The organism is Mycobacterium sp. IS-2888, assembly GCF_001954215.1.
In the GTDB taxonomy this organism is placed as follows: Bacteria; Actinomycetota; Actinomycetes; order Mycobacteriales; family Mycobacteriaceae; genus Mycobacterium.
On sequence record NZ_MBET01000071.1, the window covers coordinates 72,545 to 94,392 of the forward strand.

Sequence of the window (21,848 nt, forward strand, 5' to 3'; positions counted from 1 at the left end):
GCGCCGAAAACCTCGGTGTTGCGGCAGGTTTCAGGTCAGCCCGCGTCGAAGTACGAAGTCTCCAGCATGTCGTGGACGGCCTTCGCATGGACCCGGAAGGACCGCCCAACCCGAACCGCTGGCAGCTCGCCGTTGTGCACCAGCCGGTAAACCGTCATTTTGGAGACCCGCATCAGGGCCGCCACCTCGGCGACGGTCAGAAATTGTGTCCTGGCCTGCTGGCCATCGACTGCACCGGTATCCCGCTTGCCAGCGGAATCTCGCGCCGATGGCCCGTTCGTAGACGTCATCGCAACCCAATCGTGTCAGGCCCGCGCAATGCCAGCGGCTTCCCCTCCGCTGGCACCCACACGTGCATACACAAAGGAGAATAGCGGGACTAGTGGGGTTACTGGTACTGGTGGGGGACAATCAGTACAAAATTCTTGAATTATTCTGATGTAATTCTTAGCTGCTCAGAGCGCTTTTTGGCGGCTTGAACGGCCGCGTCGACAGCCGCCCGCAATCCGCCTCGCTCGAGTTCGCGCAGCGCAGCGGCGGTCGTTCCGCCGGGCGAGGTGATGGTCGCGCGCAGCTGCGCCGCGGTGGCGTCCGAGCCGGCCCCCAGGGCCTCGCCTTCGCCAGGCCGGCGGTCTTGATCCATCCGTTCCAGCAGCATCGCCGCCGACCCCGCCATGGTCTGCGCGGTCAGGTCGGTTGCCACCTGGCGACTCAGGCCCGCCGCGACCCCGGCGTCGACCAGGGCCTCGACCATCAAGAAGAAGTAGGCCGGGCCCGAGCCGGACAGCGCGGTGACCGCGTCCATCTGCGACTCGGGAACGGTCAGTACACCGCCGACCGAGTCGAACAGCGCCGAAACCTCCTCGAGCTGCGGTGGGGAAACGAAACGACCGCTGGCCAGCGCGGTCACCCCGGCACCCACCAGGGCCGCCGCGTTCGGCATCGCCCGCACCACCGGCGCCCCGGCCGGCAGCTTCGACTCGAAGTAGCCGATCGTGATCCCCGCCGCGACGGTCACGAATACCTGCTCCGCGCTGTCGTTCTCGGCCGCGGCGGCCGCCCGGCCCAACTCCCCCATCACCGGCTCGACGTCGGCGGGCTTCACCGCGACGACCACGAAGTCCGCATTCTCCACCGCCTCGGTCGGCGACGTCACCAGCACCGAATAGGTGTCCGCGAGGTACTTGGCGCGTTCGGGCACTCGCTCCGCGACCACCAGGTCTTTGACCCGGCGTCCCGCGCGCAGCAGACCCGACAGCAAGGCCTCGCCGATACTGCCGCCACCGATGATCGCGATTCTTGCCATGCCGAAAAGCATCGCAGACACCGGCTACCCAGCGGCGGGCACCATCGCGAGTTGGCGCGCTTGCACGACGATCCGGCCCAGGCTGTCGACCACGGTGTGGTCCTCGTCGAACCAGTAATGCCCGATCTCAGTGCACGTCGCGATGATTCGCAGCCAGCCGTCGGCGGGCAGGCTCCGCAGGAACGCGGTGAGCTGAACCGTGGGGGCCCAGCCGGTGCGCTCCACGGCGAAGGTCACCGGCGCCGACAGATCCCCGCACATCAGCGCAAACAGCGCGTCGGGGGCCACACCGCGGGGGCGCGCCCACATCTGAATCACCGGAGGGCGGCCATCAGCGCTGGGCGCCAGCGTCGACAGCACCGGCCGCACGTCGCAGCCCTCTCCGAGATGGACCAGGCCGGCCAGGGGATGGCCCGGTCCGATCGGCGCGACGTCGTCGGGCGGCTCCGGCGCCATCAGGTCCACCACCGGATTCGCCGACAGCAGCGGCGCAGCCTGGCCGCCGGGCGGGAAATGCTCCGGCTCGCCCAGGTTGACCACGGCGTGCACCGCGGTCCGGCTGCCCTGGACCAGCTCCACGTCGACCACGCTGATCCGGCGTCCGCGCTTGCGGATGGACGTCACCAGCTGCATCACACCGGGATCGGGGGCCGACAGGAAGCTCGCGGCCACGGCGACCGGTTGCAAGACCGGTCCATCCGGTTGGCCGCCGCAGACGGTGCGGGCGGCGTTGGCGCACAGCGCCAGCATGGCGCCGCCGTGCACCTTGGGCCCGATGGTCCAGTGCTTGTTGAGCTCGCCTTCGAAAACACGGGGGTAGACACCCGGGTCGATCTCCCGCAGCGTCATGGCGTCGGTGAACAGCGCGTTCATGGTCTCCCGAAGTGTCTCGTCGGTCACCGCAACAGATGCGTGCGCGCGAACTGCAACGATTCGGCCAGCATGGCCTCGCGCTCGTAGGCCGAACGCGCCGCGGAGGTGGACACCTCGAGGATGACATGGCCCGCGAAACGCCCGCCGGCCAGCGTCTGGCAGACCTCGGCGGTGGGTTGCGTTCCGCGCCCCGGCACCAGGTGTTCGTCGGCGGGCAGGCCACTGCCGTCGCACAGATGCAGGTGCACCAGCCCCGCACCCATGCGCCGCGCCATCTCCAGCGAGTCGGTGCCCGCAGTCGAGGTATGCGACAGGTCCAGCGTGTAGTGCGCGTGGTCGCCGTCCAGCGGGTCGTAGGACGGCGCGAACGCCGAAATCGCCGGGCCGGGGCCGCCGCCACGCCTGCGCATCCGCTCGCGCGACTGGTCGGCCCCGAAGAACCGGTCCGCTCGGAACGGGAACATGTTTTCCACGGCGACCATCACGTCGCTGGACGCCTCCAGCTCCGCGACCTGGTCGCTGAACCCCTCGGCGTAGCGCCGTTGCCAGCGAAACGGCGGATGCACGACGACGGTCTGCGCGCCCAACTGCTCGGCGGCCTTCACGCTGCGTTCCAGCTTGTGAATCGGGTTGGAGCCCCACACCCGCTGCGAGATCAGCAAGCAGGGCGCGTGCACCGACAGCACCGGCACGCGATAGCGCTTGGAAAGCTTCTTGACGGCATCGATGTCCTGGCTGACCGATTCGCTCCACACCATCAGCTCGACGCCGTCGTAGCCGAGGCGGGCCGCATACTCGAACGCGGCCTCGGCCCTCAACGGGTAGACCGAGGCCGTGGACAGGCCGACTTTGATTGCTGGGCGCACTATCTGTGGATGGCGCCTAGCCCGATTGCAGGGAAAGTGCCAGCGGTCCCAGGGTGATCAAGGCACCCACCGCGACCGCGATCAGCGTGCTGCCGATGTCCTCGGTTTTGCGCACCACCCGCACCCCGGCCACCAGGCCCAGGATGACCAGCACCGACAGCACCAGCGCGACCAGGCTGTTCCACCGCCACAGTTGGTCGAAGGCGATGAACAGCAGGCCGCCGAACGCCACGGCGAAGATGCACTGCAAGACGATCAGGCCACCGCGCCACAGGTTCTCGAGTCGTTCGTGCGCGGGGTGGGCGCCCTCATCGGCATGGTCGATGTCGACATGGTCTTCCTCGTCCGCCAGCGAGTCCGCCGAAGCCCGCTCGCCGCTGCGCCGCCGCGCCAGCTCGTCGGCGAGGGTCTGCCCGCCGAACAGCGTCGAGTCCGAGGACTGCAGGTAGGACCTCACGTAGGCGGAGTCCTCGGTCGCGGGTTCGGCTTCGCGCACTTCGGAATCCATCACGTCGACCGGGATGTCGGCGTATTGGTCCAGCGGATCCGGGCTCATGTCCTCGGCGCCGGATTGCTCGGCGTCGCCTGCGTCGACATGGCGCACCGGCCGCGGATATTCGCTGCGCTCGGGCCCCGTCGCGCGTTGCGGCTGTGGTGGGGACTTGGGCCAGCGCGGCTCGGGTTCGGACCAGTACGCCGATGCGGGCCGCTCGTCGGTGACCTCCTGAGCAACGGCCACGTCCGCCACCGGTTCGGCGGGCTCGGCAACCTGGGTCGTCCCGTTGGTCCCGTGGTCGGTCTCGTCGTCGTCTTGGATGACGGGGATCTCGCCGGTCAGCTCGGCAACGGTGACGGCGTCGCTATCGCCGCGCCGACGGCGGCGCCGCCGGGTGAGCTCCGGGGCGCCAATGGTTCCGTTCCTGGCCAGCAATTCGGCCACCGAGATGGGCCGAGTGCCGGGGCTCTCAGTCTCGGAGTGTGGTCCGGTCATGATTTGTCGCCTCTCGATCGGTTCGCATTCCGATCAACCTTCTGGCCTCCAGCATCGCGCACCGAGGTCTCGACGAGGGCCGTTCCGTCAGCTTCGCTGTCGAGTTTGCGCAAGATGAGACCTTCCCGTAATGCCCACGGGCAGATATCCACGGTTTCTATCGACAGCGCTCGCATGCTTGCCTCCGCCACCAGGGCGCCCGCCACGATCTGCGGCGCCCGTTCGGCGCTGACTCCTTCCAGTTCAGCTCGGTCAGCGGTGGTCATCCTAGAGATGAAAGATATGAGTTGCCTGAGGCCGTTGGACGTCAGCGTCCGCTTCACCCGCGGTCCGGCCGCCGACGGCGCCGCGCCGGTCAACCGCGCCAGCGAGCGGAACGTCTTCGAAGTTGCGACGGCCAGGTCCGGGTCGCCGGCGTCCAGGACGGTGGCACTGGCGTCGGCCAGCTCGGCGTCCAGCCAATCGCGCAGCATCGCGACCCGGCGCCGGCCGGGCGGATCCTCGGCCAGCCACTCGCGGGTCAGCCGTCCGGCGCCCAGCGGCAGCGACAACGCGATCTCGGGCTCCTCGTCGACGCCGCTGGACAGTTCCAGCGAGCCGCCGCCGATGTCGAGGTTGACAATCCGCCCCGCGCTCCACCCGTACCACCGGCGCACCGCCAGGAAGGTCAGCCGCGACTCGTCGACGCCGCGCAGCACCTCCAGCTCGACTCCGGTCTCCTTGCGCACCCGGGCCAGTACGTCGTCGGAATTCTCGGCGTCGCGCACCGCGGAGGTGGCAAACGCCATCAGCTCCTCGCAGCCGGAGCTGTCGGCGATCTTGGCGAATTCGTCGATGGTGGAAATCAGTTTCTCGGCGCCGCGTTTGGTGATCTTGCCGGAGCTGTCGAGGGATTCCGAAAGCCGCAGTGTGGCCTTGGTTGAACTCATGGGCGTGGGATGTCCACCGCGGTGGGCATCGACCACCAGCAGATGGACCGTGTTGCTACCCACGTCGAGCACGCCCAATCGCACACAAACAACCTAATCGTTGCGGCGGCATTGGTGCTCTCGCGCCCCGTTGTGTCCGGGGCAGCGGGCCGCCCGAGTGTCAACCGGTCAGCGAATGCCAATTGTGGTCTAACGTTGAGTGCGTGGCGAATTCGCATCTCGAGCCGGGGCAAGAGGTCGAATTGGATTTCGCCCGGGAATGGGTGGAGTTCTATGACCCCGATAACCCCGAGCACCTGATTGCGGCCGATCTCACATGGCTACTGTCCCGCTGGACGTGCGTATTCGGCACGCCGGCCTGCCGCGGCACGGTGGAGGGCCGTCCGGACGACGGCTGCTGTTCGCACGGCGCGTTCCTGTGCGACGACGACGACCGCGCCCGCTTGGACGACGCGGTGAAAAAGCTCACCGCCGACGACTGGCAATTCCGCGAAAAGGGATTGGGCCGCAAGGGCTACCTGGAACTCGACGAGCATGAGGGCCAACCGCAATACCGCACCCGCAAGCACAAAGACGCGTGCATTTTCCTGAACCGGCCCGGCTTCGCCGGCGGCCCCGGCTGCGCGCTGCACAGCAAGGCCCTCAAGCTGGGCGTGCCGCCGCTGACGATGAAGCCCGACGTGTGTTGGCAGCTGCCGATCCGGCGCAGCCAGGAATGGGTGACCCGGCCCGACGGCAGCGAGATCCTCAAGACCACCGTCACCGAATTCGATCGTCGCGGCTGGGGATCCGGTGGCGCCGACTTGCATTGGTACTGCACCGGCGACCCGGCCACCCACATCGGCGCCAAACAGGTCTGGGAAAGCCTGGCCGACGAGCTCACCGAACTGCTCGGCGCCAAGGCCTATGCGGAACTGGCGGCGATGTGCAAGCGCCGCAGCAAGTTAGGCCTCATCGCGGTGCACCCGGCAACCCGGCTCGCCGAGTAGCGTTCAGGTCGCTCGTTTCTTGTTGTAGGACAACACCATTCGCATCGCACTGGCTTGCAGGTACGCCTCGACGGCCACGCCGCCGGCCGTCGCGTCGCGCGCCAGCACCGCCTCGGTGATCGCCCGCAGGTCGGCCACCACCGGCCCGGCGTCGTCGTAGGCCCCGGTGAGCTCGTGCTCGCGGCCGCCGAAGGCGTGCTCGACCCAGCGGTACAACAGCCCCAGGGCGCGGTTGCCGGTGGAATGGATGAGCACCCGGAAGTAGGCAAGGTCGGCGGCCTGGCGCGCCGCGGCGCTATCGGCCTCGGCCACGGCGGCCAGCGCGGCACGTAACGCGTCGGCGTCCTCGGGAGCGCGCCGTTGTGCCGCCAGGCGTCCGATCAACGGCCCCAGCGCCGCACGGATCTCCAGCAGCTCGACCAGGAATTCGGGGCCCAGTTTGCGGACCAGCGCCTCGACGACCGCTGGATGGGTCAGCCCCTCGGGGTCGCGCACCACGTTGCCGCTGCCGTGCCGGGCCTCGATCAGCCCCATCTGTTGCAGCCGCGCCAGGCCCTGGCGCAGCGAGGTTCGGTTGACGTCGAGCTGCTCGGCCAGCTCCCGCTCCGGCGGCAGCGTCGAACCGGGCGGAAAGACGCCGTCGAGGATGGCGTCGGCGATCGACGCCGCGATCTGTTCGTCGACCCGCTGGCGGTCGGGGGGCTGCAACGCACTAGACTGGTTCATTGGCTCAACCAATATACAACCGACGGGCAGGTGAAGCGGTGACCGACGACTGGCGATCCGCCGCGTTCCCGCGCTGGCGGGGCAGGCCCGGGCGCCTGGAAGTCTGGTACGCCACCCTGTCGGATCCGCTCACGCGCGCGGGTCTGTGGATCCACTGCGAGACCGTGGCGCCGCAGCCGGGCCCGCGGACGCCCTACGCGCACGGCTGGGCGACCTGGTTCCCACCCGACGGCCCGCCGCGCACGGAGCGGTTCGGTCCCGAGCCCGCCCAACCCGGGACCGACACGGCCTGGTTCACCGCCGCCGGCGTGCGTGTGGGGCGCGACGAGCTGACCGGGCACGCGGGAGCGCTCGGATGGGACCTGCGCTGGCGCGACGACGGCGCGCCGCTGTGGACGTTTCCCCGCGCGGCGTGGGAGCGCGAGCTGCTGCCGGGCGCCCAGGTGGTCCTCGCCCCTACCGCCGACTTCATCGGCTCGCTGAGTGTCGGCGATGCCTCTTATAGCGTCGACGGCTGGCGGGGCGGGGTCGCCCACATCTACGGGCACGGCAACGCCAAACGCTGGGGATGGATCCACGCCGATCTCGGGGGCGGCGACGTCCTCGAAGCGGTCACCGCGGTCTCGCACAAGCCGGGACTGCGCAGGCTCGCACCGATGGCGTTCATTCGCTTCCGGATTGACGGAAAGGATTGGCCCGCAAGTCCTTTGCCGTCGCTGCTGATGCGGACCACGCTCGGCTTGCGGCACTGGCAGCTGGAGGGACGCGTCGGCGGTCGCAAGGTGCTGATCCGCGTCGACCAGCCGCCGGAGAAGTGCGTGAGCCTGCACTACACCGACCCCGACGGCGGCACCGCGGTGTGCACCAACACCGAGCAGGCCGACGTGCACGTCGAAATCGACGACCGGCACTGGTCGGTGCTCGGAACCGGACACGCGGAAGTCGGCCTGCGCGGCGCCGAGGCACCCGTCGTCAACGAAAGGACACCAACATGAGTTTCGTGCTTGACCCGCCGCTGCTGGTCGCCTCCGGCGTGCTGATCGAACGCAACGTGCCGAGCGATCGCCGCGACGTCGCCGAGGCCGCCGTGCTCGGCGTCTTCTTCGGCGGCTCGTTCGGGCTCTACAACAATGTGCCCGGCCTCGGTATCCTGTGGCGCCCGTTCCGCGCCCGCAATGGCCGCGACTTCATGTGGAACAGCGGCGTTTTCGGCGTTCGGACGGAGGGCGCGCGCTGGCCGCTGCACGCGGCGGCCGGGGCGATCTTCGCCACGTACCCGTTCTTCATCAAGCTCGGCCGACGGCTCGGCCGTTTGGTATGAGCCGTCTCGCCGCGTCGTTCGGTGCCGCGTTGCTCCCCGAGGAGCGCGGTGGGCCGCCACCGGCGCAGCTGGCCGATCGCGTCGACCGCTACCTCGCGCGGCTGCCGGCGACGTCACGGCTGGCGCTGCGCGCCGGGCTGGCGTCCGTGGGGGCGGCGAGCTACCTGACCACCGGCCGCTCGCTGGCGCGGCTTGGTCCCGACCAACGGGATCGGGTGCTGCGCCGGGTCGCCGCTCTGGGCCCGGACGCCGGGGCGGCCGTGGAGGCCATGAAGGCAATCGTGTTGCTGGCCAACGGCGCCGACACCTATGCGCCGGAATTGCTGACCCGCGCCCAGAGGCACGACGTTGCGCGCCCGGATGCGCCGCTGACGGTCATCCCGTCGACCGAGAGCCGCTCGGTCGTCAGCACCGACGCCGTCGTCATCGGGTCCGGCGCCGGCGGCGCGATGGTGGCCCGCACGCTGGCCCGGGCCGGCCTCGACACCGTGGTGCTCGAAGAGGGACGCCGCTGGACGGTCGAGGAGTTCCGTTCCACCCACCCGATCGATCGCTACGCCGGGCTGTACCGCGGCGCCGGGGCCACCGTCGCGCTGGGACGCCCGTCCGTGGTGCTGCCGATCGGCCGGGCGGTCGGCGGCACCACCGTCGTGAATTCCGGCACCTGCTACCGGCCGCCGCCGACCGTGCAGCGGCGCTGGCGCGACGAATTCGGGCTGGGCCTGGCCGACCCCGACCGGTTGGGCGCCCACCTCGACGACGTCGAGCACACGCTGCGGGTCGCGCCGGTGCCGCTGCAGATCATGGGCCGCAATGGGCGGCTGCTGCTCGATGCCGCTTCATCGCTGGGCTGGCGGGCGGCGCCCATCCCTCGCAACGCCCCGGGGTGCGAGGGCTGTTGCCAGTGCGCGATCGGGTGTCCGCGCAACGCCAAGTTCGGTGTACACCTCAACGCGCTGCCCCAGGCCTGCGCGGCGGGCGCACGGATCATCTCGCACGCCCGCGCCGAGCGCGTGCTGTACCACAACGGGCGCGCCCGCGGGGTGCGCGCCCGCCGTCCCGACGGCACCGCCCTCGACATCCTTGCCGACACCGTCGTCATCGCCGCCGGGGCCACCGAGACGCCAATGCTGTTGCGGCGCAGCGGACTTGGCGGACATCCGCGCCTCGGGCATAACCTTGCGCTGCATCCGGCGACGATGCTCGCCGGCCGCTTCGAGGATGACGTCGTCGCGTGGCACGGCGTGCTGCAGAGCGCCGCCGTTCACGAGTTGCACGAATCGGACGGCGTGCTGATCGAAGCGACGTCCACGCCGCCCGGCATGGGCTCGATGGTTTATCCCGGCTACGGCGCAGAGCTACTGGGCTGGCTGGACCGGGCACCTCAGGTCGCCACGTTCGGCGCCATGATCGCCGATCGCGGAGTGGGCTCGGTGCATTCGGTGCGCGGCGAAACGCTGGTGCGCTACAACATCACCCGGGCCGACATCGCCAAAGTGGTGGTCGCGGTCGAGGCCATGGGGCGGCTGCTGTTCGCCGCCGGCGCTGTCGAGGTGCTCACCGGTTTGCCCGGCGCGACGACGGTGACGTCGCTGCCCGCGCTGCAGGATGCGTTGCGGCGCAGCAATCCTCGAAGTCTGCACCTCGCCGCGTTCCATCCGACGGGCACCGCCGCCGCGGGCGCCGACGCGCAGCGGTGTCCGGTCGACGAGGCCGGACGGCTGCGCGGCGTCGACGGCGTCTGGGTCGCCGACGCGTCCATCCTGCCGAGCTGCCCGGAAGTGAACCCGCAGGTGTCGATCATGGCGCTAGCGCTGGCAGTCGCCGACGAGGTCGTCGGTGATCGAGTGTGCGCCTAGGGCGTTGCGTGTGCGTCCAGGGCGACGTCAGCGCACACTCGACACGAGCGACTAGCCCTCGAGCTTGTAGCCCAATCCGCGCACCGTCACCAGGTGCACCGGGTTGGCCGGGTCGGCCTCGATCTTCGACCGCAGCCGCTTGACGTGGACGTCGAGCGTCTTGGTGTCACCGACGTAGTCGGCGCCCCACACGCGGTCGATGAGCTGCCCGCGGGTCAACACCCGGCCGCTGTTGCGCATCAGGTATTCCAGCAAGTCGAATTCCTTGAGCGGCAACGTGATTGTGTCACCGTTGACGGACACGACGTGCCGCTCGACATCCATGCGCACCGGCCCGGATTCCAGCACGCCGTCGCTGATTTCGGAGTCGTCGTCACCGCCGCGGCGCAGCACCGCCCGGATCCGGGCAATCAACTCGCGGGCCGAATACGGCTTGGTCACGTAGTCGTCCGCGCCCAATTCCAGGCCGACGACCTTGTCGATCTCGCTGTCGCGAGCCGTCACCATGATCACGGGCACGCTGGAACGGGCACGCAGCTGCTTGCAGACATCGGTGCCGGATATGCCCGGCAGCATCAAGTCGAGCAGCACGATGTCGGCGCCGGCCCGCTCGAACTCGGCGAGCGCCGTCTGCCCGTCGGTCACTACCGTGGCCTCGAAGCCCTCCTTGCGAAGGAGGAATGCCAGCGGATCGGCAAGCGACTCCTCGTCTTCGACGATCAGCACACTGGTCATCTACTTAGCTCTTCCTCTCGTTGGGACCGATGGGGACGCACCTCACGGCCCCGCGGTTGCTCTGGTGGTTCGTCGTCGTCCCGATAGGCCGGGATGGACAAGGTGAACGTCGATCCGGTTCCCGGCTTGCTCCACACGCCGATGCTGCCGTTGTGATTGGCCGCCACGTGTTTGACGATGGCAAGCCCCAGCCCACTGCCGCCGGTGGCCCGCGAACGCGCCTTGTCGCCCCGGAAGAAGCGCTCGAAGACGCGTTCCTGGTCTTCCAGTGCGATGCCGATACCCCGGTCGGTGACGGCGATTTCGATGTTGTCCCCGCGGCGGCGACGACTGATCGACACCGGCGAGCCCGGCGCGGAATACGCGATCGCGTTGGAGACCAGGTTGGCCAGCGCGGTCACCAGCAGCGTCTCGTCGCCCAGCACGCGCAACCCGCTGGGCGCATCGGTGCGGACCTGGATCTGCGCATTGTCAGCGGCCACCTTGTGGCGTGAAATCGCTTCGGAGACAACGGTATCGACGTCAACTTCGGTGACGTTGGGTAACCGCTCGGCGCCCTGCAGCCGGGACAGCTCGATCAGCTCGGCGACCATGTCGCCCAGCCGGTTGGCCTCGATGAGCACCTTCTCGGCGAATCGGCGAACGGTGTCGGAGTCATCCGACGAAGCCAGCAAGGCCTCGGCAAGCACCGCCATGGCGCCGACCGGGGTCTTGAGCTCGTGGCTGACGTTGGCGACGAAGTCGCGCCGCGTCGCCTCCATGCGGGCGTAGTCGGACTGGTCGTGGACGAAGACCACCGCGAACCGGCGGTCCTCGTTGCTGAGCAGCCGGGCCTGCCCGTGCACCGCGAGGCCGGAGCGGCCATTGTTCTGGCGTTTGGCGGGCTGCATGTCGAACTCGGCGTCGAGACCGCTCAGCGCCTGCTGCGCGGCCTGCCAGGCCTGGTCGTCGAGTTGACGATCCCGCACCAGTCCCAGTTCCGTGGCGCGCTCGTTGAGATAGACGACGTCGCGATGGGAATCCACCACCGCCACGCCGAGCGGCATCAGCGTCACGATCCGCTGCAGCATCTGCGCGACGGTGATTCCTGTCCATTCGGTGGCCACCCGCTGGCGGCGTTGCACCACCCGAGGCGACAGCCGGGTGCCGACCGCAACACCTGCGGCCAGCGCCAGCACGGACAAGACCCCGGCCAGCAACAGCGCCGAGAACACAGTCACATAGAAAATCCTACAAATCTTCCTTAACGCCGCCCTAGCGGAGCGAGGCCAAAATCGGACAAGTCACATCCTGAGCTACAGGTGTTCGGCTCCCGTTTACGCCCTGTTTGGCAAACGGGGCCGTAAAGCACACTATCGGCACGTCAGCCGCGCAACGAAGAAACGAGCAAAAACTAGCGACTGCCCTGGCTCGCTACCGCGGCGGCACCGGCGGCGGCCGCCTCGGGGTCCAGATAGGTGCCGCCGGGCACCGCCGGGCGCAGCGCGTCGTCCAGGTCGTAGCGCAGCGGGATGCCGGTCGGGATGTTCAGGCCGACGATCTCCTCGTCGGACATCCCGTCGAGGTGTTTGACCAGGGCGCGCAACGAGTTGCCGTGCGCGACGATCAGCACCGTCTTGCCGGTCCGCAGGTCCGGGACGATCACGTCGGTGAAATACGGCAGAAACCGCGCCACCACGTCGGCCAGGCACTCGGTGAGCGGGCCGCCCCCGATGTCGGCGTAGCGGGGGTCGGTGTCCTGGCTGAACTCGCTGCCCCGCTCGATCGGCGGCGGCGGCGTGTCGTAGCTGCGCCGCCAGGCCATGAACTGCTCCTCGCCGTAGCGCGCCAGGGTCTCGGCTTTGTTCAGACCCTGAAGCGCCCCGTAGTGGCGCTCGTTGAGCCGCCAGCTGCGCCGCACCGGAATCCACAACCGGTCGGCGGTGTCCAGCGCGACATGCGCGGTGGTGATCGCGCGCCGCAGCAGCGACGTGTAGAGCACGTCGGGCAACAGGTTGTGCTCGGCCAGCAGCTCGCCGCTGCGCACCGCCTCGGCCCGGCCTTTGGCGGTCAGGTCGACGTCCACCCAGCCGGTGAACTGGTTGCTTGCGTTCCATTCGCTTTCGCCGTGGCGGAGCAGCACCAGCGTCGCAGTTTCGCCCATGCCGGCTAGTCTCTCACGCGGCCTTAGTCGTCTTCGTCGTCGATCAGATGGGCGAACGCCTGCAGGTTCTTCAGCGACTCACCGCGCGACACTCGCCATTCCCACTCCTTTTGGATCGACGAGCGAAAACCCAACTCCAACAACGTATTAAAGTCCGAATCCACCGCCTCGAGCACCTGACCGAGCACCCGGTCGATCTCGTCGGCGTCCACCGACGCCAACGACATCCGGCCCACCAGGTAGATGTCGCCGACGTTGTCCAGTGTGTAGGCCACCCCATACAGCCGCCGGTTGCGCTTGAGCAAGAACCGGTAGACGCCCTCGTGGTTCTCGTCGGGCTTGCGGCACACGAACGCCTCGACGCGCACCGAGTGCTCGCCGATGCTCAGGATGGTGTTGGTCTTGAGCTTGCGCTCGCCGGGGAGCTCGACCACCAGCCCCGGCAATCCGCCATGCGCCCCAGGGAATTCCGAGTAGGTCAATCCGCTGGCCTGCAGGGTATGCTCGATCACCGCCTGCACAGTGGAATTCACGCGCCCACCCCGCGCCGCGAGCTCCAGCGGCGTGGCTTGCGCGCCGCCGCCCGGTCCCGCACCCGGCGCTGACGCCCCGCGGCGAAGTCGCCGATCGCGCGCCGGTAGCTGTCCAGCAGCGCGTCGGTGGTGTTCTCCCACGAGAACGTCGCCGCGTGTGCCGCGGCGGCGCGGCTCATCGCGCGCCCGGCCGGCTCGTCGCGCAGGCGCAGCAGGCCGTCGATGGCCTCCGCCCACCGATCGACGTCGTGGCCGGACACCAGGGTGCCGGTGATCCCGTCGCGCACCGCCACCGGCAATCCCCCGACCGCGGCCGCCACCACCGGCGTCCCGCACGCCTGCGCCTCAACGGCGACCAAGCCGAACGACTCCGAATAGCTCGGCACCGCAACGAGATCGGCGGCCTGGAACAGGGTGGCCAGATTCGCGCGCGACTGCGGCGGCAGGAATGTCACCCGCGCCGTAATGCCCAATTCGTCGGCGAGGCGGACCAGCCCGTCCGGAGACGCCAGCCCCGTTCCCGACGGCCCGCCGGCCACCACGATGCGCACGCCGGGCAGTTTCGCGGCGGCACGCAACACGATGTCGGGCGCCTTCAGTGGCTGGATCCGGCCGACGAATGCCACGATGTCCTCGTCGAGCGGGAGCCCCAGCGCGGCCCGTGCCGCCCGGCGATCACCCGGATGGAACACGTCCAGGTCCACCCCGGGGTGCACCACGTCGATGCTCGCCGGATCGGCGCGGTGGATCGAAATCAATTGTCTCGCTTCATCATCGGTGTTGACGATCAGCCGGTCCGCCTCGTCGACCACCTGCTGCTCCCCCACCGTGCGCAGCGGCGGCTCGGGCGCATCCCCGTCGGCCAGCGCCGCGTTCTTCACCGCGGCCAGCGTGTGCGCGGTATGCACCAGCGGCACCGCCCAGCGATCGCGGGCCAGCCAGCCGACCTGACCGGACAGCCAGTAGTGCGAGTGCACGATGTCGTAGTGGCCCGGTTCGTGGGACGCCTCGGCGCGCAGCACGCCGGCGGCGAACGCGCACAGCTGGGTGGGCAGATCGTATTTGTCCAAGCCCTCGAACGGCCCGGCCACGACGTTGCGCACCAGCACACCGGGCGCCACCCGCTCGACCGGCGGATCGGCGGACGCCGTGGCCCGGGTGAAGATCTCCACCTCGATGCCCCGACGCGCCAGGTGCAGCGCCGTTTGCAGCACGTAGACGTTCATGCCGCCCGCATCGCCGGTTCCCGGCTGCGCCAGTGGTGAGGTGTGGACCGCCAATACCGCAATGCGGCGCGGGTCGTTCAGCCGGAAGACGTCATCGTGCCGCACACTGTCATCTTTACAGGACGGGCCCCGCCCCCACCCGAGGGCGCTGTTCGCGCTAAGCGGACGACTCGTCCGGTTCGACATCCGCCCGGGCGGCCAGCGCGCCGGCTCGGCGCATCGCGCCCAGCGGATCGGCGTACAGCCCGCCCAGCGACACGATACCGGCCCCGGCCTCCTGGACCCGGTTGCCGAACGCGGTGACGCGGATGTCGCGCGGGGGCAGCACCGAGCGTGCGGCGAACGCCTCTTCCACCTGGCCCATGGCCTCCGGATACTCGGTGAACCCCTGGCCGCCGACCACCAGCTCGTCGGGGTTGAGCACGTCACGCAGCAACGCGACGGCCTCGCCGAGCACCCGGGCACGTTCCGCGAGCAGCTCCTTGGCCTGCTCGTTTCCGGCCCGGGCCACCCGCACCAGGTCGGTCATCGCGGTGACGGCGCCGTTCGCACGGTTCGCCGGGGCGGCGGGCAGGATCCGAAGCCGGCGGGCGGCGGCCAGCACGGCCTCGTCGCTGACGGTCGATTCCAGCTGCCCGGTGCCGCCCAGCAGCTCCGAGTAAGCGGGCAGGCCGGCGATGGTGCCCGGGCCGCTGGCCGGGCAGTGCACGCGGCCGCCGATCACCAGCGCATAGCCCACGGTCTCGCGGGCGTAGATGTACAGGCTGGTCGGCGAGCTCGGCGCGAACCGCCGCATGCCGAGCAGCAGCTCGGCGCCGGCCATCGCGTCGACGTGGGAGGCGACCGAAACCGGCAGGCCCAGCGCGTCGGCCAGCACCGATCCGACCGGCGCTTGCCGCCAGCCCAGCCGCGGGTGGTCGACGTGGCCGGTGGCGCCGTCGACGGTGCCGCCGATCGCCACGCCCACCCACAGCAGGCGGCGCCGGTGCCAGCGCCTCATGTAGCGGGTCGCGCTTTCGGCCAGCGAGGCCAGCGCGGGCCCGGGCGGGCTGAGCGGTGTCGGGGTCTCGACGGTGTCCAGCGTGCGTCCGAACAGATCGGTGGCGACGATGCTGGTGGTTCGCGCGCCGATGTGGATGCCCAGCGTCACGAACGGTTCATGGTTGATTTCGACGGGCACCCGCGGGCGTCCGATCGCGCCGGAGACCGCGAGGTCGGCGCGCTCCCGCAGCAGGCCGGCCGCGAGCAGCGCGATGACCTGGCGGTTAACCGTCGCGATGCTCAGTGATGTGACCGCGGCGATGACGTCACGTCCGACGGGCCCGCGCAACCGCACCGCGCGGAAGACGGACGCCGCCGCCGAATCGGAGATGTGCAGGGCCGGCGGCAAGATCTGGCGGTGCAACCGCAGATGGCCTTTGCGGCCGGGCGAATGATGCGTATGAGTGAGACTGGTCGTGCGCACGAGCGTCCTTTGGTTGAGTACTGAGGGCCGGTCTTCGGCCACGCCGGGGAGTCAGGCGCGGCAAAGTGCGCGGCAACAACACGCACCTGCCGCGCAAAGACACGCGGTGGTGGTGTTGACCAAAACGCTGTACTGCACAGGGGAAATTTAGCACGTTTATTAGAGTTGTCCTGGTGAGTTCAGCGAGCGATCGGGTCGCCGTCGTCACCGGTGCCAGTTCCGGGATCGGTGAGGCGACCGCCAAAACCCTTGCGGCCCTTGGATTTCACGTCGTGGCGGTGGCACGTCGGGCCGACCGGATCAACGCCCTTGCGGACCAGATCGGCGGTAAGGCCGTTGTGGCTGATGTCACAGACGACGGGGCCGTCGCGGCGCTCGCACAGGGCCTCAGCCGAGTCGATGTGCTCGTCAACAACGCCGGCGGTGCCCGGGGGCTGGAGCCGGTGGGCGAGGCCGACCTGGAGCACTGGCGGTGGATGTGGGAGACCAACGTGATGGGCACCCTGCGGGTCACCCGCGCGCTGCTGCCCAAGCTGATCGAGTCCGGCGACGGGCTGATCGTCACCGTCACCTCGATCGCGGCGATGGAGACCTACGACGGCGGGGCCGGCTACACCGCGGCCAAGCACGCCCAGGGCGCGCTGCACCGCACGCTGCGCGGCGAGCTGCTGGGCAAGCCGGTCCGGCTCACCGAGATCGCGCCGGGAGCGGTCGAAACCGAGTTCTCCCTGGTCCGTTTCGACGGCGACGAGCGGCGCGCGGACGCCGTCTACTCCGGCATCACACCGCTAACGGCCGCCGACGTAGCCGAAGTGATCGGGTTCGTGGCCTCCCGGCCGTCCCACGTCAACCTGGACCAGATCATCATCCGGCCCCGCGACCAGGCCAGCGCCTCGCGGTTTAACCGCCGGGCCTAGCCGGCGCCGACGTGGTGGTGGTCGTCGGGGTGCCCGACAGGGTGGGAGCGTCGGACGGCGTCACCGGTGCGGTGACCGGGATCTGCGTCGACGGCGGATGCGCCGAAGGGGGCGGCAGCGCCGACATCGCCACCCAGGTGTCCCAGTCGACGGCCCAGTCCCAAATGTCGCCGTCGGAGTAGGACAGCTGAATCGAGCTTCCGGTCACCTCGACCGGGTCGCCGTACATCGCGCTGCCGTAGTACTGCTCGGCATCCGCGGTGGACAGGTTGATGCAGCCGTTGGTGACGTTGGTGTTGCCCTGCGCCCCGGAGCTGGCGGGGTTGGCGTGGATGAACTCGCCGTTGTTGGAGATCCGCACCGCCCAGCGTTCGTGGATGTGGTTGTAGCCGGCCGCCGGGTTGGACATGTAGAAGTCCGCGTACTTCTCGGTGACGACGTGGATGCCGTTGCGGGTGACGTTGCGCGCCTTGTCGGCCTCGCCGTAGCTGCACGGGAAGTCCATGATGACGCCGGCGTCGGTGACGACCTGGATGCGGTGCGACGAAACCTCGGCCTTGACGACCTGCTTTCGGCCGATCTGGATGCGCAGCGAGATGTCGTCGGCGCCGTACGCGCCCTCCCCGAAGGGTCGCCCGTAGAGCTTGGCGTCGACGTTGACGGTGGTGCCCGCCGGGTAGTACTCGCGGGGACGCCAGTGCGCGCGGGCGCCCTGCGCCTCGTCGGGCAGCCAGGCCCAGCTGCCCTCTACGGGCGGGGTGGTGGTGACGGTGAGGGCCTTCTCGACGGAGGCCTTGTCGCTGATCGGCGCGTCGAACTGGATGATGATCGGCGCCGCCACCCCGACGGTCTGACCGTCGGCCAGCTGGAATGCCCCGCCGATCTTCTTGCTGGGTGACACGGTGGTGAACTTGCCGCTGACCGGGATCGCCTTGCCGTCGTGGCCGACGGCCGAGCCGCTCCAGGTGTAGGTGCCGTCGTAGCCCAGCGGCTCGGTGATCGTGTAGACGGTGCGATCGGAGTTGAACGCTCCGGCGACGACCTTGCCCGACGAGTTCGTCAGCGCCACCTTCTGAAACCAGCCGTCACCGATCTGAACGCTCACCGGCGCAGTGGGAATCACGTCCGAGGCGGCATCGGCCGGCTCGAATTTCAGGTGCGCCGCGGGGGCTTCTTTCTTCTGGGCTTGCTTGGTCACGGTGCCCGCGCAGGCGGCCAAGAAATTGGGCGCGAACACACCAACCCCGAGGGCCGCCAAAGCCAGCCGCCGGTTGATCGGCCCCCCACTTTGAGGCGCGCTGGATGTGCTCACGACAAATAAAGATACCGGGAGAACGACTCTCGCCCGGTCACGACAACTCGCCGCCGGGGGTGCTGTTGAACGGATTTAACCCCTACAGCCTGCACCCGAGCAGGACGGGTTCGGGTTCCAGTGTGATGCCAAACACGTCGCGGACTCCGTCACGGATCGTGCGGGCCAACGTGACGACGTCCTCGGCCCTGGCCGAGCCGCGGTTCGTCAGAGCAAGCGCATGCTTGGTGGACAACCGGCAGGGGGCGCGCTCGTCCGCCGGATAGCCCTTGGCGAAGCCCGACCGCTCGACCAGCCAGCCGGCGGCCAGCTTGACTCCGTCCGGTGCCGGGTAGTGCGGTACCGGCCCGTCGATCTCGGCGGCCAGCCGCTCGTACACCTCGGGTGCGACCACCGGGTTGGTGAAGAACGAACCCACGCTCCAGGTGTCGTGGTCGGCCGCGTCGAGGACCATGCCCTTGCGGGCGCGCAGCGCAAGCACCGCGTCACGCACGGCGCGCGGATCCGTGCGCTCGCCGCCGCTCAGATCGAGCGCGGCCGCCAACTCGCCGTAACGCAGCGGCGCGCTGCGGCCCGACGCATCCAGTGCGAACTCCACTTCCAGTACCACGGAAGGGATTTCGAGACCGCCGGCTTGCTTGAGCACGCTGGTGCGATACCCGAAGCCGAGCTCGCTGCCCGGTACCCACCGCACTGTGCCGCTGCGCCGATCCAGCAGCCGGACCCGGGTGATGGTGTCGGACACCTCGGCGCCGTAGGCCCCGACATTCTGCACCGGCGTCGCGCCGGCCGAGCCGGGGATACCGGACAGGCATTCCAGCCCACCCAGGCCGTGCTCGATGGCCGCGAGGACGACGTCGTCCCACACCGCGCCCGCCTCCGCGCGCACCACGTTGCCGTCAATGGTGATGCCGTCGTTGGCCAATCGCACCGCGGTCAGGTCGGTCAGCGTATCGGCGATCACCAGGTTGGAGCCGCCGGCGAACACAAACGGTGGGCCACCCGCGTTTTCGGAGTCCAGCCGCCGCACCACGGCGACGATTTGTTCGCTGCTCGTGCAGGTGATCAGGCGCCGCGCCACGGGTCCGATTCGCATCGTGGTCAACGGCGCCAGCGGCACCGCCTCGGCGACATGCGCACCGGCAAACAGCGAACCGACCACGGGCCGTAACGGTAGCCTGGCCAGCTATGCCGCGTTCATTCGACATATCCGCCGACTACGAAGGCAGCGTCGAATCGGTTCTCCAGGCTTACCGCGAGGAGGCCTACTGGCTGGCCAGGCTTGCGGCGTCCGGTGTCGACGAGACGAAGCTGGAGGCGTTGCGCTTAGGGGGCGAGTCCGGGGACGACGACACCATCGATGTGGTCACGCTGCAGGTGATCCGCAGTGACAAGCTGCCGGCCCTGATCACGCAATTGCACCGGGGCGATCTGTGCATCAGGCGCGAGGAGACGTGGGGTCCGGTGGCCGGCGGGGTCGCCATGGCCACGGTAGCCGGATCGATCGTGGACGCTCCGGCCAACGTCTCCGGTACCGCCGAATTGTCCACCGCGGGCAAGCCGGTCGGCTCGCGACTGGAGTGCCGGATCACCGTCCAGGTGCGCGTCCCACTCATCGGGGGCAAGTTGGAGAATTTCATCGGCACCCAACTGGCCGACCTGGTGGTCGCGGAACAGCGATTCACCACGGAGTGGATCGCGAAGAACACCTGACCCGTCGCGCTTTAGGCTGGCGCCATGCGAATCGCGTTGGCGCAGATCCTCAGTGGCACCGATCCGGCAAAGAATCTGCAACTCGTCCGCGAGTACGCCGGCCGGGCCGCGGAGGCCGGCGCGCGGCTGGTGGTGTTCCCCGAGGCGACCATGTGCCGGTTCGGCGTCCCGCTGGGACCGGTCGCCGAGCCGGTGGACGGGCCGTGGGCCGACGGCGTGCGGGCGATTGCCGCCGACTCGGGCATCACGGTGATCGCGGGCATGTTCACCCCGTCCGGCGACGGGCGGGTGAAGAACACGCTGATCGCGGCCGGGCCGGGCACGCCCAATGAGCCCGACACCTACTACGACAAGATCCATCTCTACGACGCGTTCGGCTTTATGGAGTCGCGGACCGTCGCTCCCGGTGCGGAGCCGGTGGTGATCACCGTCGACGGCGTCGGGGTGGGGTTGTCCGTTTGCTACGACATCCGTTTTCCGGAGCTCTACACGGAACTGGCCCGACGAGGCGCGCGGGTGATCGCGGTCTGCGCGTCCTGGGGTTCGGGTCCCGGCAAACTCGAGCAGTGGACGCTGCTGGCCCGGGCCCGGGCGCTTGATTCGATGAGCTATGTCGTGGCGGCCGGTCAGGCCGACCCCGGCGACAGCCTGACCGGCCCGGGGTCCGGCTCGGGCGCACCGACTGGAGTGGGCGGCAGCCTGGTGGCCTCGCCGCTGGGTGAAGTGGTCGCGTCGGCGGGCGCCGAGCCGCAGCTCGTGGTCGCCGACATCGACGTCGATGCGGTGGCGAAGGCCCGCGAGAGCATCGCGGTGCTGCGAAACCAGTCAAGCTTTGCTCGAATCGATAGGGCAGAATCGGTTGGGTGACGAACCCGCCAGGACCGCCAGGACCACCTAACGAGGGCCCGTGGGGCCGTCCCGGCAGTCAAGGCCCCTCCGGCCCACCGACCGAGCGGCCGACCGAGCGATTCCGGACCGGAGGCCCCGGCCAGCCGCCGCCGCAGCCCGGGCCTCCTCCAGTGCCGCCACCCCCACCTCAGCGGGCGCCGGGCCCACCGCCGCCGCGGGCTCCGGAGCCGCAGACCGAGCAGCTGGGTGCGACCCGGCCGGACACGCAGGGACCCGGTTACCCGCCTCCGCCCGTTCCGCCGGCGGGCCCGACGGAACGCTTGGCAACTCCGAACGAAGAGCCTGTGAAAAGAAAACGACGCTTCCTTCGCGACCCGCTATCGATCCTGCTGGTCTGCATCATCGTGGTTTCGCTCGTCATCGCGGCGCTGATCGGCGCCGAGCTGTACGTGCGCCACGTCGCCAACAACAAGGTCGCCGAGGCGGTGGCGTGCGAGACCAAGGATCAGGCCACCGCGTCGTTCAGCGTGACGCCGCTGATGCTGTGGCAGCAACTGACCAAGCACTACAGCAACATCTCGGTGTCCACGGCCGGCAACCAGATCCGTTCCGCCAAGGGCATGAAGATCGAAATCAACATCCGGGACGTGCAACTCAAGTCGACCGCGAATTCCAAGGGCACCATCGGATCGCTCGATGCCACCATCACCTGGACGACCGACGGCATCAAGCAGTCGGTGCAGAACGCGGTCCCGGTTTTGGGCCCCTTCGTCACCAGCAGCGTGACAACGCATCCGGCCGACGGCACCGTCGAGCTGAAGGGCATGCTGGACAACATCACAGCCAAGCCGGTGGTCTCCGGCACCGGGCTGCAGTTGCAGATCGTCAGCTTCAACGCCCTGGGCTTCACCATGCCGAAGGAAAGTGTGCAGTCGACGCTGGACAAGTTCACCTCCGACCAAACCAAGAACTTCCCGTTGGGCATTCACGCCGACAGCGTGCAGGTGACGAGTTCCGGTGTGGTGAGCCACTTTTCGACGCAGAACGCCACGATCCCCACCGGCAACACGAACCCCTGCTTCGCCAACCTCTGAT

23 protein-coding genes are annotated in these 21,848 nt (G+C 69.1%); 8 read left to right on the forward strand and 15 right to left on the reverse strand.

Going from position 1 to position 21,848, the window contains the following annotated elements; translation table 11 throughout:
* Positions 1-35 precede the first annotated feature (35 nt).
* The 6 genes from A5745_RS14215 to A5745_RS14240 all read right to left on the reverse strand — a co-directional run bounded on the left by A5745_RS14215 (position 36) and on the right by A5745_RS14240 (position 5,049).
* Positions 36-290, reverse strand: a complete 255-nt coding sequence (locus tag A5745_RS14215; RefSeq protein WP_076062519.1) for a cell division/environmental response transcriptional regulator — start codon at positions 288-290, stop codon at positions 36-38.
* Positions 291-430: 140 nt separating this feature from the next.
* Complete coding sequence (gene proC / locus A5745_RS14220) at positions 431-1,306, reverse strand: pyrroline-5-carboxylate reductase (RefSeq protein WP_175879824.1); 876 nt, start codon at positions 1,304-1,306, stop codon at positions 431-433.
* Between the two features lie 24 nt (positions 1,307-1,330).
* A complete protein-coding gene (locus tag A5745_RS14225; RefSeq protein ID WP_076116851.1) occupies positions 1,331-2,179 on the reverse strand; it encodes a thioesterase family protein in 849 nt (282 codons plus the stop codon).
* Positions 2,180-2,202: 23 nt separating this feature from the next.
* Positions 2,203-3,045 (reverse strand): sugar phosphate isomerase/epimerase, encoded by an 843-nt coding sequence (locus tag A5745_RS14230; RefSeq protein WP_076116755.1) that lies wholly within the window; start codon positions 3,043-3,045, stop codon positions 2,203-2,205.
* Positions 3,046-3,061: 16 nt separating this feature from the next.
* Positions 3,062-4,036, reverse strand: coding sequence for a hypothetical protein (locus A5745_RS14235; protein WP_076062523.1), 975 nt, complete (start codon positions 4,034-4,036; stop codon positions 3,062-3,064).
* Positions 4,033-5,049 carry a Ppx/GppA phosphatase family protein gene (locus A5745_RS14240; RefSeq protein ID WP_076116757.1) on the reverse strand — a complete coding sequence of 339 codons (1,017 nt, stop codon included), beginning with the start codon at positions 5,047-5,049 and terminating at the stop codon, positions 4,033-4,035. Before A5745_RS14240 ends, A5745_RS14235 begins: the two co-directional genes overlap by 4 nt.
* Positions 5,050-5,168: 119 nt before the next feature.
* Here A5745_RS14240 and A5745_RS14245 point away from each other — a divergent pair, with 119 nt between their 5' ends.
* Positions 5,169-5,954, forward strand: a complete 786-nt coding sequence (locus tag A5745_RS14245) for a hypothetical protein (protein ID WP_076062527.1) — start codon at positions 5,169-5,171, stop codon at positions 5,952-5,954.
* A 3-nt stretch (positions 5,955-5,957) separates the two neighbouring features.
* On the opposite strand, the gene A5745_RS14250 is transcribed toward A5745_RS14245, so the two are convergent.
* Entirely contained in the window at positions 5,958-6,680 is a 723-nt protein-coding gene (locus A5745_RS14250) for a FadR/GntR family transcriptional regulator (RefSeq protein ID WP_076116759.1), read from the reverse strand.
* A 38-nt stretch (positions 6,681-6,718) separates the two neighbouring features.
* Here A5745_RS14250 and A5745_RS14255 point away from each other — a divergent pair, with 38 nt between their 5' ends.
* From A5745_RS14255 to A5745_RS14265, 3 genes are read left to right on the forward strand one after another with little or no spacing between them, the layout of a single operon-like run.
* Positions 6,719-7,675 (forward strand): hypothetical protein, encoded by a 957-nt coding sequence (locus A5745_RS14255; RefSeq protein WP_076116761.1) that lies wholly within the window; start codon positions 6,719-6,721, stop codon positions 7,673-7,675.
* Complete coding sequence (locus tag A5745_RS14260; protein WP_076116764.1) at positions 7,672-8,001, forward strand: hypothetical protein; 330 nt, start codon at positions 7,672-7,674, stop codon at positions 7,999-8,001. Before A5745_RS14255 ends, A5745_RS14260 begins: the two co-directional genes overlap by 4 nt.
* Entirely contained in the window at positions 7,998-9,860 is a 1,863-nt protein-coding gene (locus tag A5745_RS14265; RefSeq protein ID WP_076116766.1) for a GMC family oxidoreductase N-terminal domain-containing protein, read from the forward strand. The genes A5745_RS14260 and A5745_RS14265 overlap by 4 nt, the downstream gene beginning before the upstream one ends.
* A gap of 51 nt (positions 9,861-9,911) precedes the next feature.
* Here the strand turns inward: A5745_RS14265 and regX are convergent, their stop codons facing one another.
* The 6 genes from regX to A5745_RS14295 all read right to left on the reverse strand — a co-directional run bounded on the left by regX (position 9,912) and on the right by A5745_RS14295 (position 15,962).
* Positions 9,912-10,595, reverse strand: coding sequence for a two-component sensory transduction protein RegX (gene regX, locus A5745_RS14270; RefSeq protein WP_076062535.1), 684 nt, complete (start codon positions 10,593-10,595; stop codon positions 9,912-9,914).
* Complete coding sequence (locus A5745_RS14275; protein WP_139329615.1) at positions 10,592-11,815, reverse strand: cell wall metabolism sensor histidine kinase WalK; 1,224 nt, start codon at positions 11,813-11,815, stop codon at positions 10,592-10,594. Before A5745_RS14275 ends, regX begins: the two co-directional genes overlap by 4 nt.
* A gap of 173 nt (positions 11,816-11,988) precedes the next feature.
* Positions 11,989-12,738, reverse strand: coding sequence for a phosphoglyceromutase (locus A5745_RS14280; RefSeq protein WP_076116769.1), 750 nt, complete (start codon positions 12,736-12,738; stop codon positions 11,989-11,991).
* Positions 12,739-12,761: 23 nt separating this feature from the next.
* Positions 12,762-13,271: a YbjN domain-containing protein gene (locus A5745_RS14285; protein WP_076116771.1), complete on the reverse strand. Its 510-nt coding sequence runs from the start codon at positions 13,269-13,271 to the stop codon at positions 12,762-12,764.
* Complete coding sequence (mshA, locus tag A5745_RS14290) at positions 13,268-14,683, reverse strand: D-inositol-3-phosphate glycosyltransferase (protein ID WP_371336946.1); 1,416 nt, start codon at positions 14,681-14,683, stop codon at positions 13,268-13,270. The genes A5745_RS14285 and mshA overlap by 4 nt, the downstream gene beginning before the upstream one ends.
* The gene (locus A5745_RS14295; RefSeq protein ID WP_076062544.1) at positions 14,655-15,962 is read right to left on the reverse strand and encodes an ROK family transcriptional regulator; all 1,308 of its coding nucleotides are present in this window, start codon (positions 15,960-15,962) and stop codon (positions 14,655-14,657) included. Before A5745_RS14295 ends, mshA begins: the two co-directional genes overlap by 29 nt.
* A 173-nt stretch (positions 15,963-16,135) precedes the next feature.
* Here A5745_RS14295 and A5745_RS14305 point away from each other — a divergent pair, with 173 nt between their 5' ends.
* Entirely contained in the window at positions 16,136-16,879 is a 744-nt protein-coding gene (locus A5745_RS14305; protein ID WP_371336947.1) for an SDR family NAD(P)-dependent oxidoreductase, read from the forward strand.
* On the opposite strand, the gene A5745_RS14310 is transcribed toward A5745_RS14305, so the two are convergent.
* Positions 16,863-18,191 (reverse strand): Ig-like domain-containing protein, encoded by a 1,329-nt coding sequence (locus tag A5745_RS14310; protein WP_076062547.1) that lies wholly within the window; start codon positions 18,189-18,191, stop codon positions 16,863-16,865. The two genes, A5745_RS14305 and A5745_RS14310, sit on opposite strands and share 17 nt — an antisense overlap.
* Before the next feature lie 82 nt (positions 18,192-18,273).
* Positions 18,274-19,377: a UDP-N-acetylmuramate dehydrogenase gene (locus A5745_RS14315; protein ID WP_371336951.1), complete on the reverse strand. Its 1,104-nt coding sequence runs from the start codon at positions 19,375-19,377 to the stop codon at positions 18,274-18,276.
* A gap of 2 nt (positions 19,378-19,379) precedes the next feature.
* Between A5745_RS14315 and A5745_RS14320 the strand changes: the two genes are divergently transcribed.
* From A5745_RS14320 to A5745_RS14330, 3 genes are read left to right on the forward strand one after another with little or no spacing between them, the layout of a single operon-like run.
* Entirely contained in the window at positions 19,380-19,904 is a 525-nt protein-coding gene (locus tag A5745_RS14320) for a DUF2505 domain-containing protein (RefSeq protein WP_076116778.1), read from the forward strand.
* Between the two features lie 24 nt (positions 19,905-19,928).
* Positions 19,929-20,771: a carbon-nitrogen hydrolase family protein gene (locus A5745_RS14325; protein ID WP_076116780.1), complete on the forward strand. Its 843-nt coding sequence runs from the start codon at positions 19,929-19,931 to the stop codon at positions 20,769-20,771.
* Positions 20,768-21,847, forward strand: a complete 1,080-nt coding sequence (locus A5745_RS14330) for a DUF2993 domain-containing protein (RefSeq protein ID WP_076116782.1) — start codon at positions 20,768-20,770, stop codon at positions 21,845-21,847. Before A5745_RS14325 ends, A5745_RS14330 begins: the two co-directional genes overlap by 4 nt.
* Position 21,848: the final 1 nt, after the last annotated feature.

What these genes read in the sequence shown, in the direction of transcription:
- A5745_RS14215 (WP_076062519.1), bottom strand. Translation starts at nt 290, where the DNA reads ATGACGTCTACGAACGGGCCATCGGCGCGAGATTCCGCTGGCAAGCGG.
- proC (WP_175879824.1), bottom strand. Translation starts at nt 1,306, where the DNA reads ATGGCAAGAATCGCGATCATCGGTGGCGGCAGTATCGGCGAGGCCTTG.
- A5745_RS14225 (WP_076116851.1), bottom strand. Translation starts at nt 2,179, where the DNA reads ATGAACGCGCTGTTCACCGACGCCATGACGCTGCGGGAGATCGACCCG.
- A5745_RS14235 (WP_076062523.1), bottom strand. Translation starts at nt 4,036, where the DNA reads ATGACCGGACCACACTCCGAGACTGAGAGCCCCGGCACTCGGCCCATC.
- A5745_RS14250 (WP_076116759.1), bottom strand. Translation starts at nt 6,680, where the DNA reads ATGAACCAGTCTAGTGCGTTGCAGCCCCCCGACCGCCAGCGGGTCGAC.
- A5745_RS14260 (WP_076116764.1), top strand. Translation starts at nt 7,672, where the DNA reads ATGAGTTTCGTGCTTGACCCGCCGCTGCTGGTCGCCTCCGGCGTGCTG.
- A5745_RS14265 (WP_076116766.1), top strand. Translation starts at nt 7,998, where the DNA reads ATGAGCCGTCTCGCCGCGTCGTTCGGTGCCGCGTTGCTCCCCGAGGAG.
- regX (WP_076062535.1), bottom strand. Translation starts at nt 10,595, where the DNA reads ATGACCAGTGTGCTGATCGTCGAAGACGAGGAGTCGCTTGCCGATCCG.
- A5745_RS14280 (WP_076116769.1), bottom strand. Translation starts at nt 12,738, where the DNA reads ATGGGCGAAACTGCGACGCTGGTGCTGCTCCGCCACGGCGAAAGCGAA.
- mshA (WP_371336946.1), bottom strand. Translation starts at nt 14,683, where the DNA reads ATGTCGAACCGGACGAGTCGTCCGCTTAGCGCGAACAGCGCCCTCGGG.
- A5745_RS14320 (WP_076116778.1), top strand. Translation starts at nt 19,380, where the DNA reads ATGCCGCGTTCATTCGACATATCCGCCGACTACGAAGGCAGCGTCGAA.
- A5745_RS14325 (WP_076116780.1), top strand. Translation starts at nt 19,929, where the DNA reads ATGCGAATCGCGTTGGCGCAGATCCTCAGTGGCACCGATCCGGCAAAG.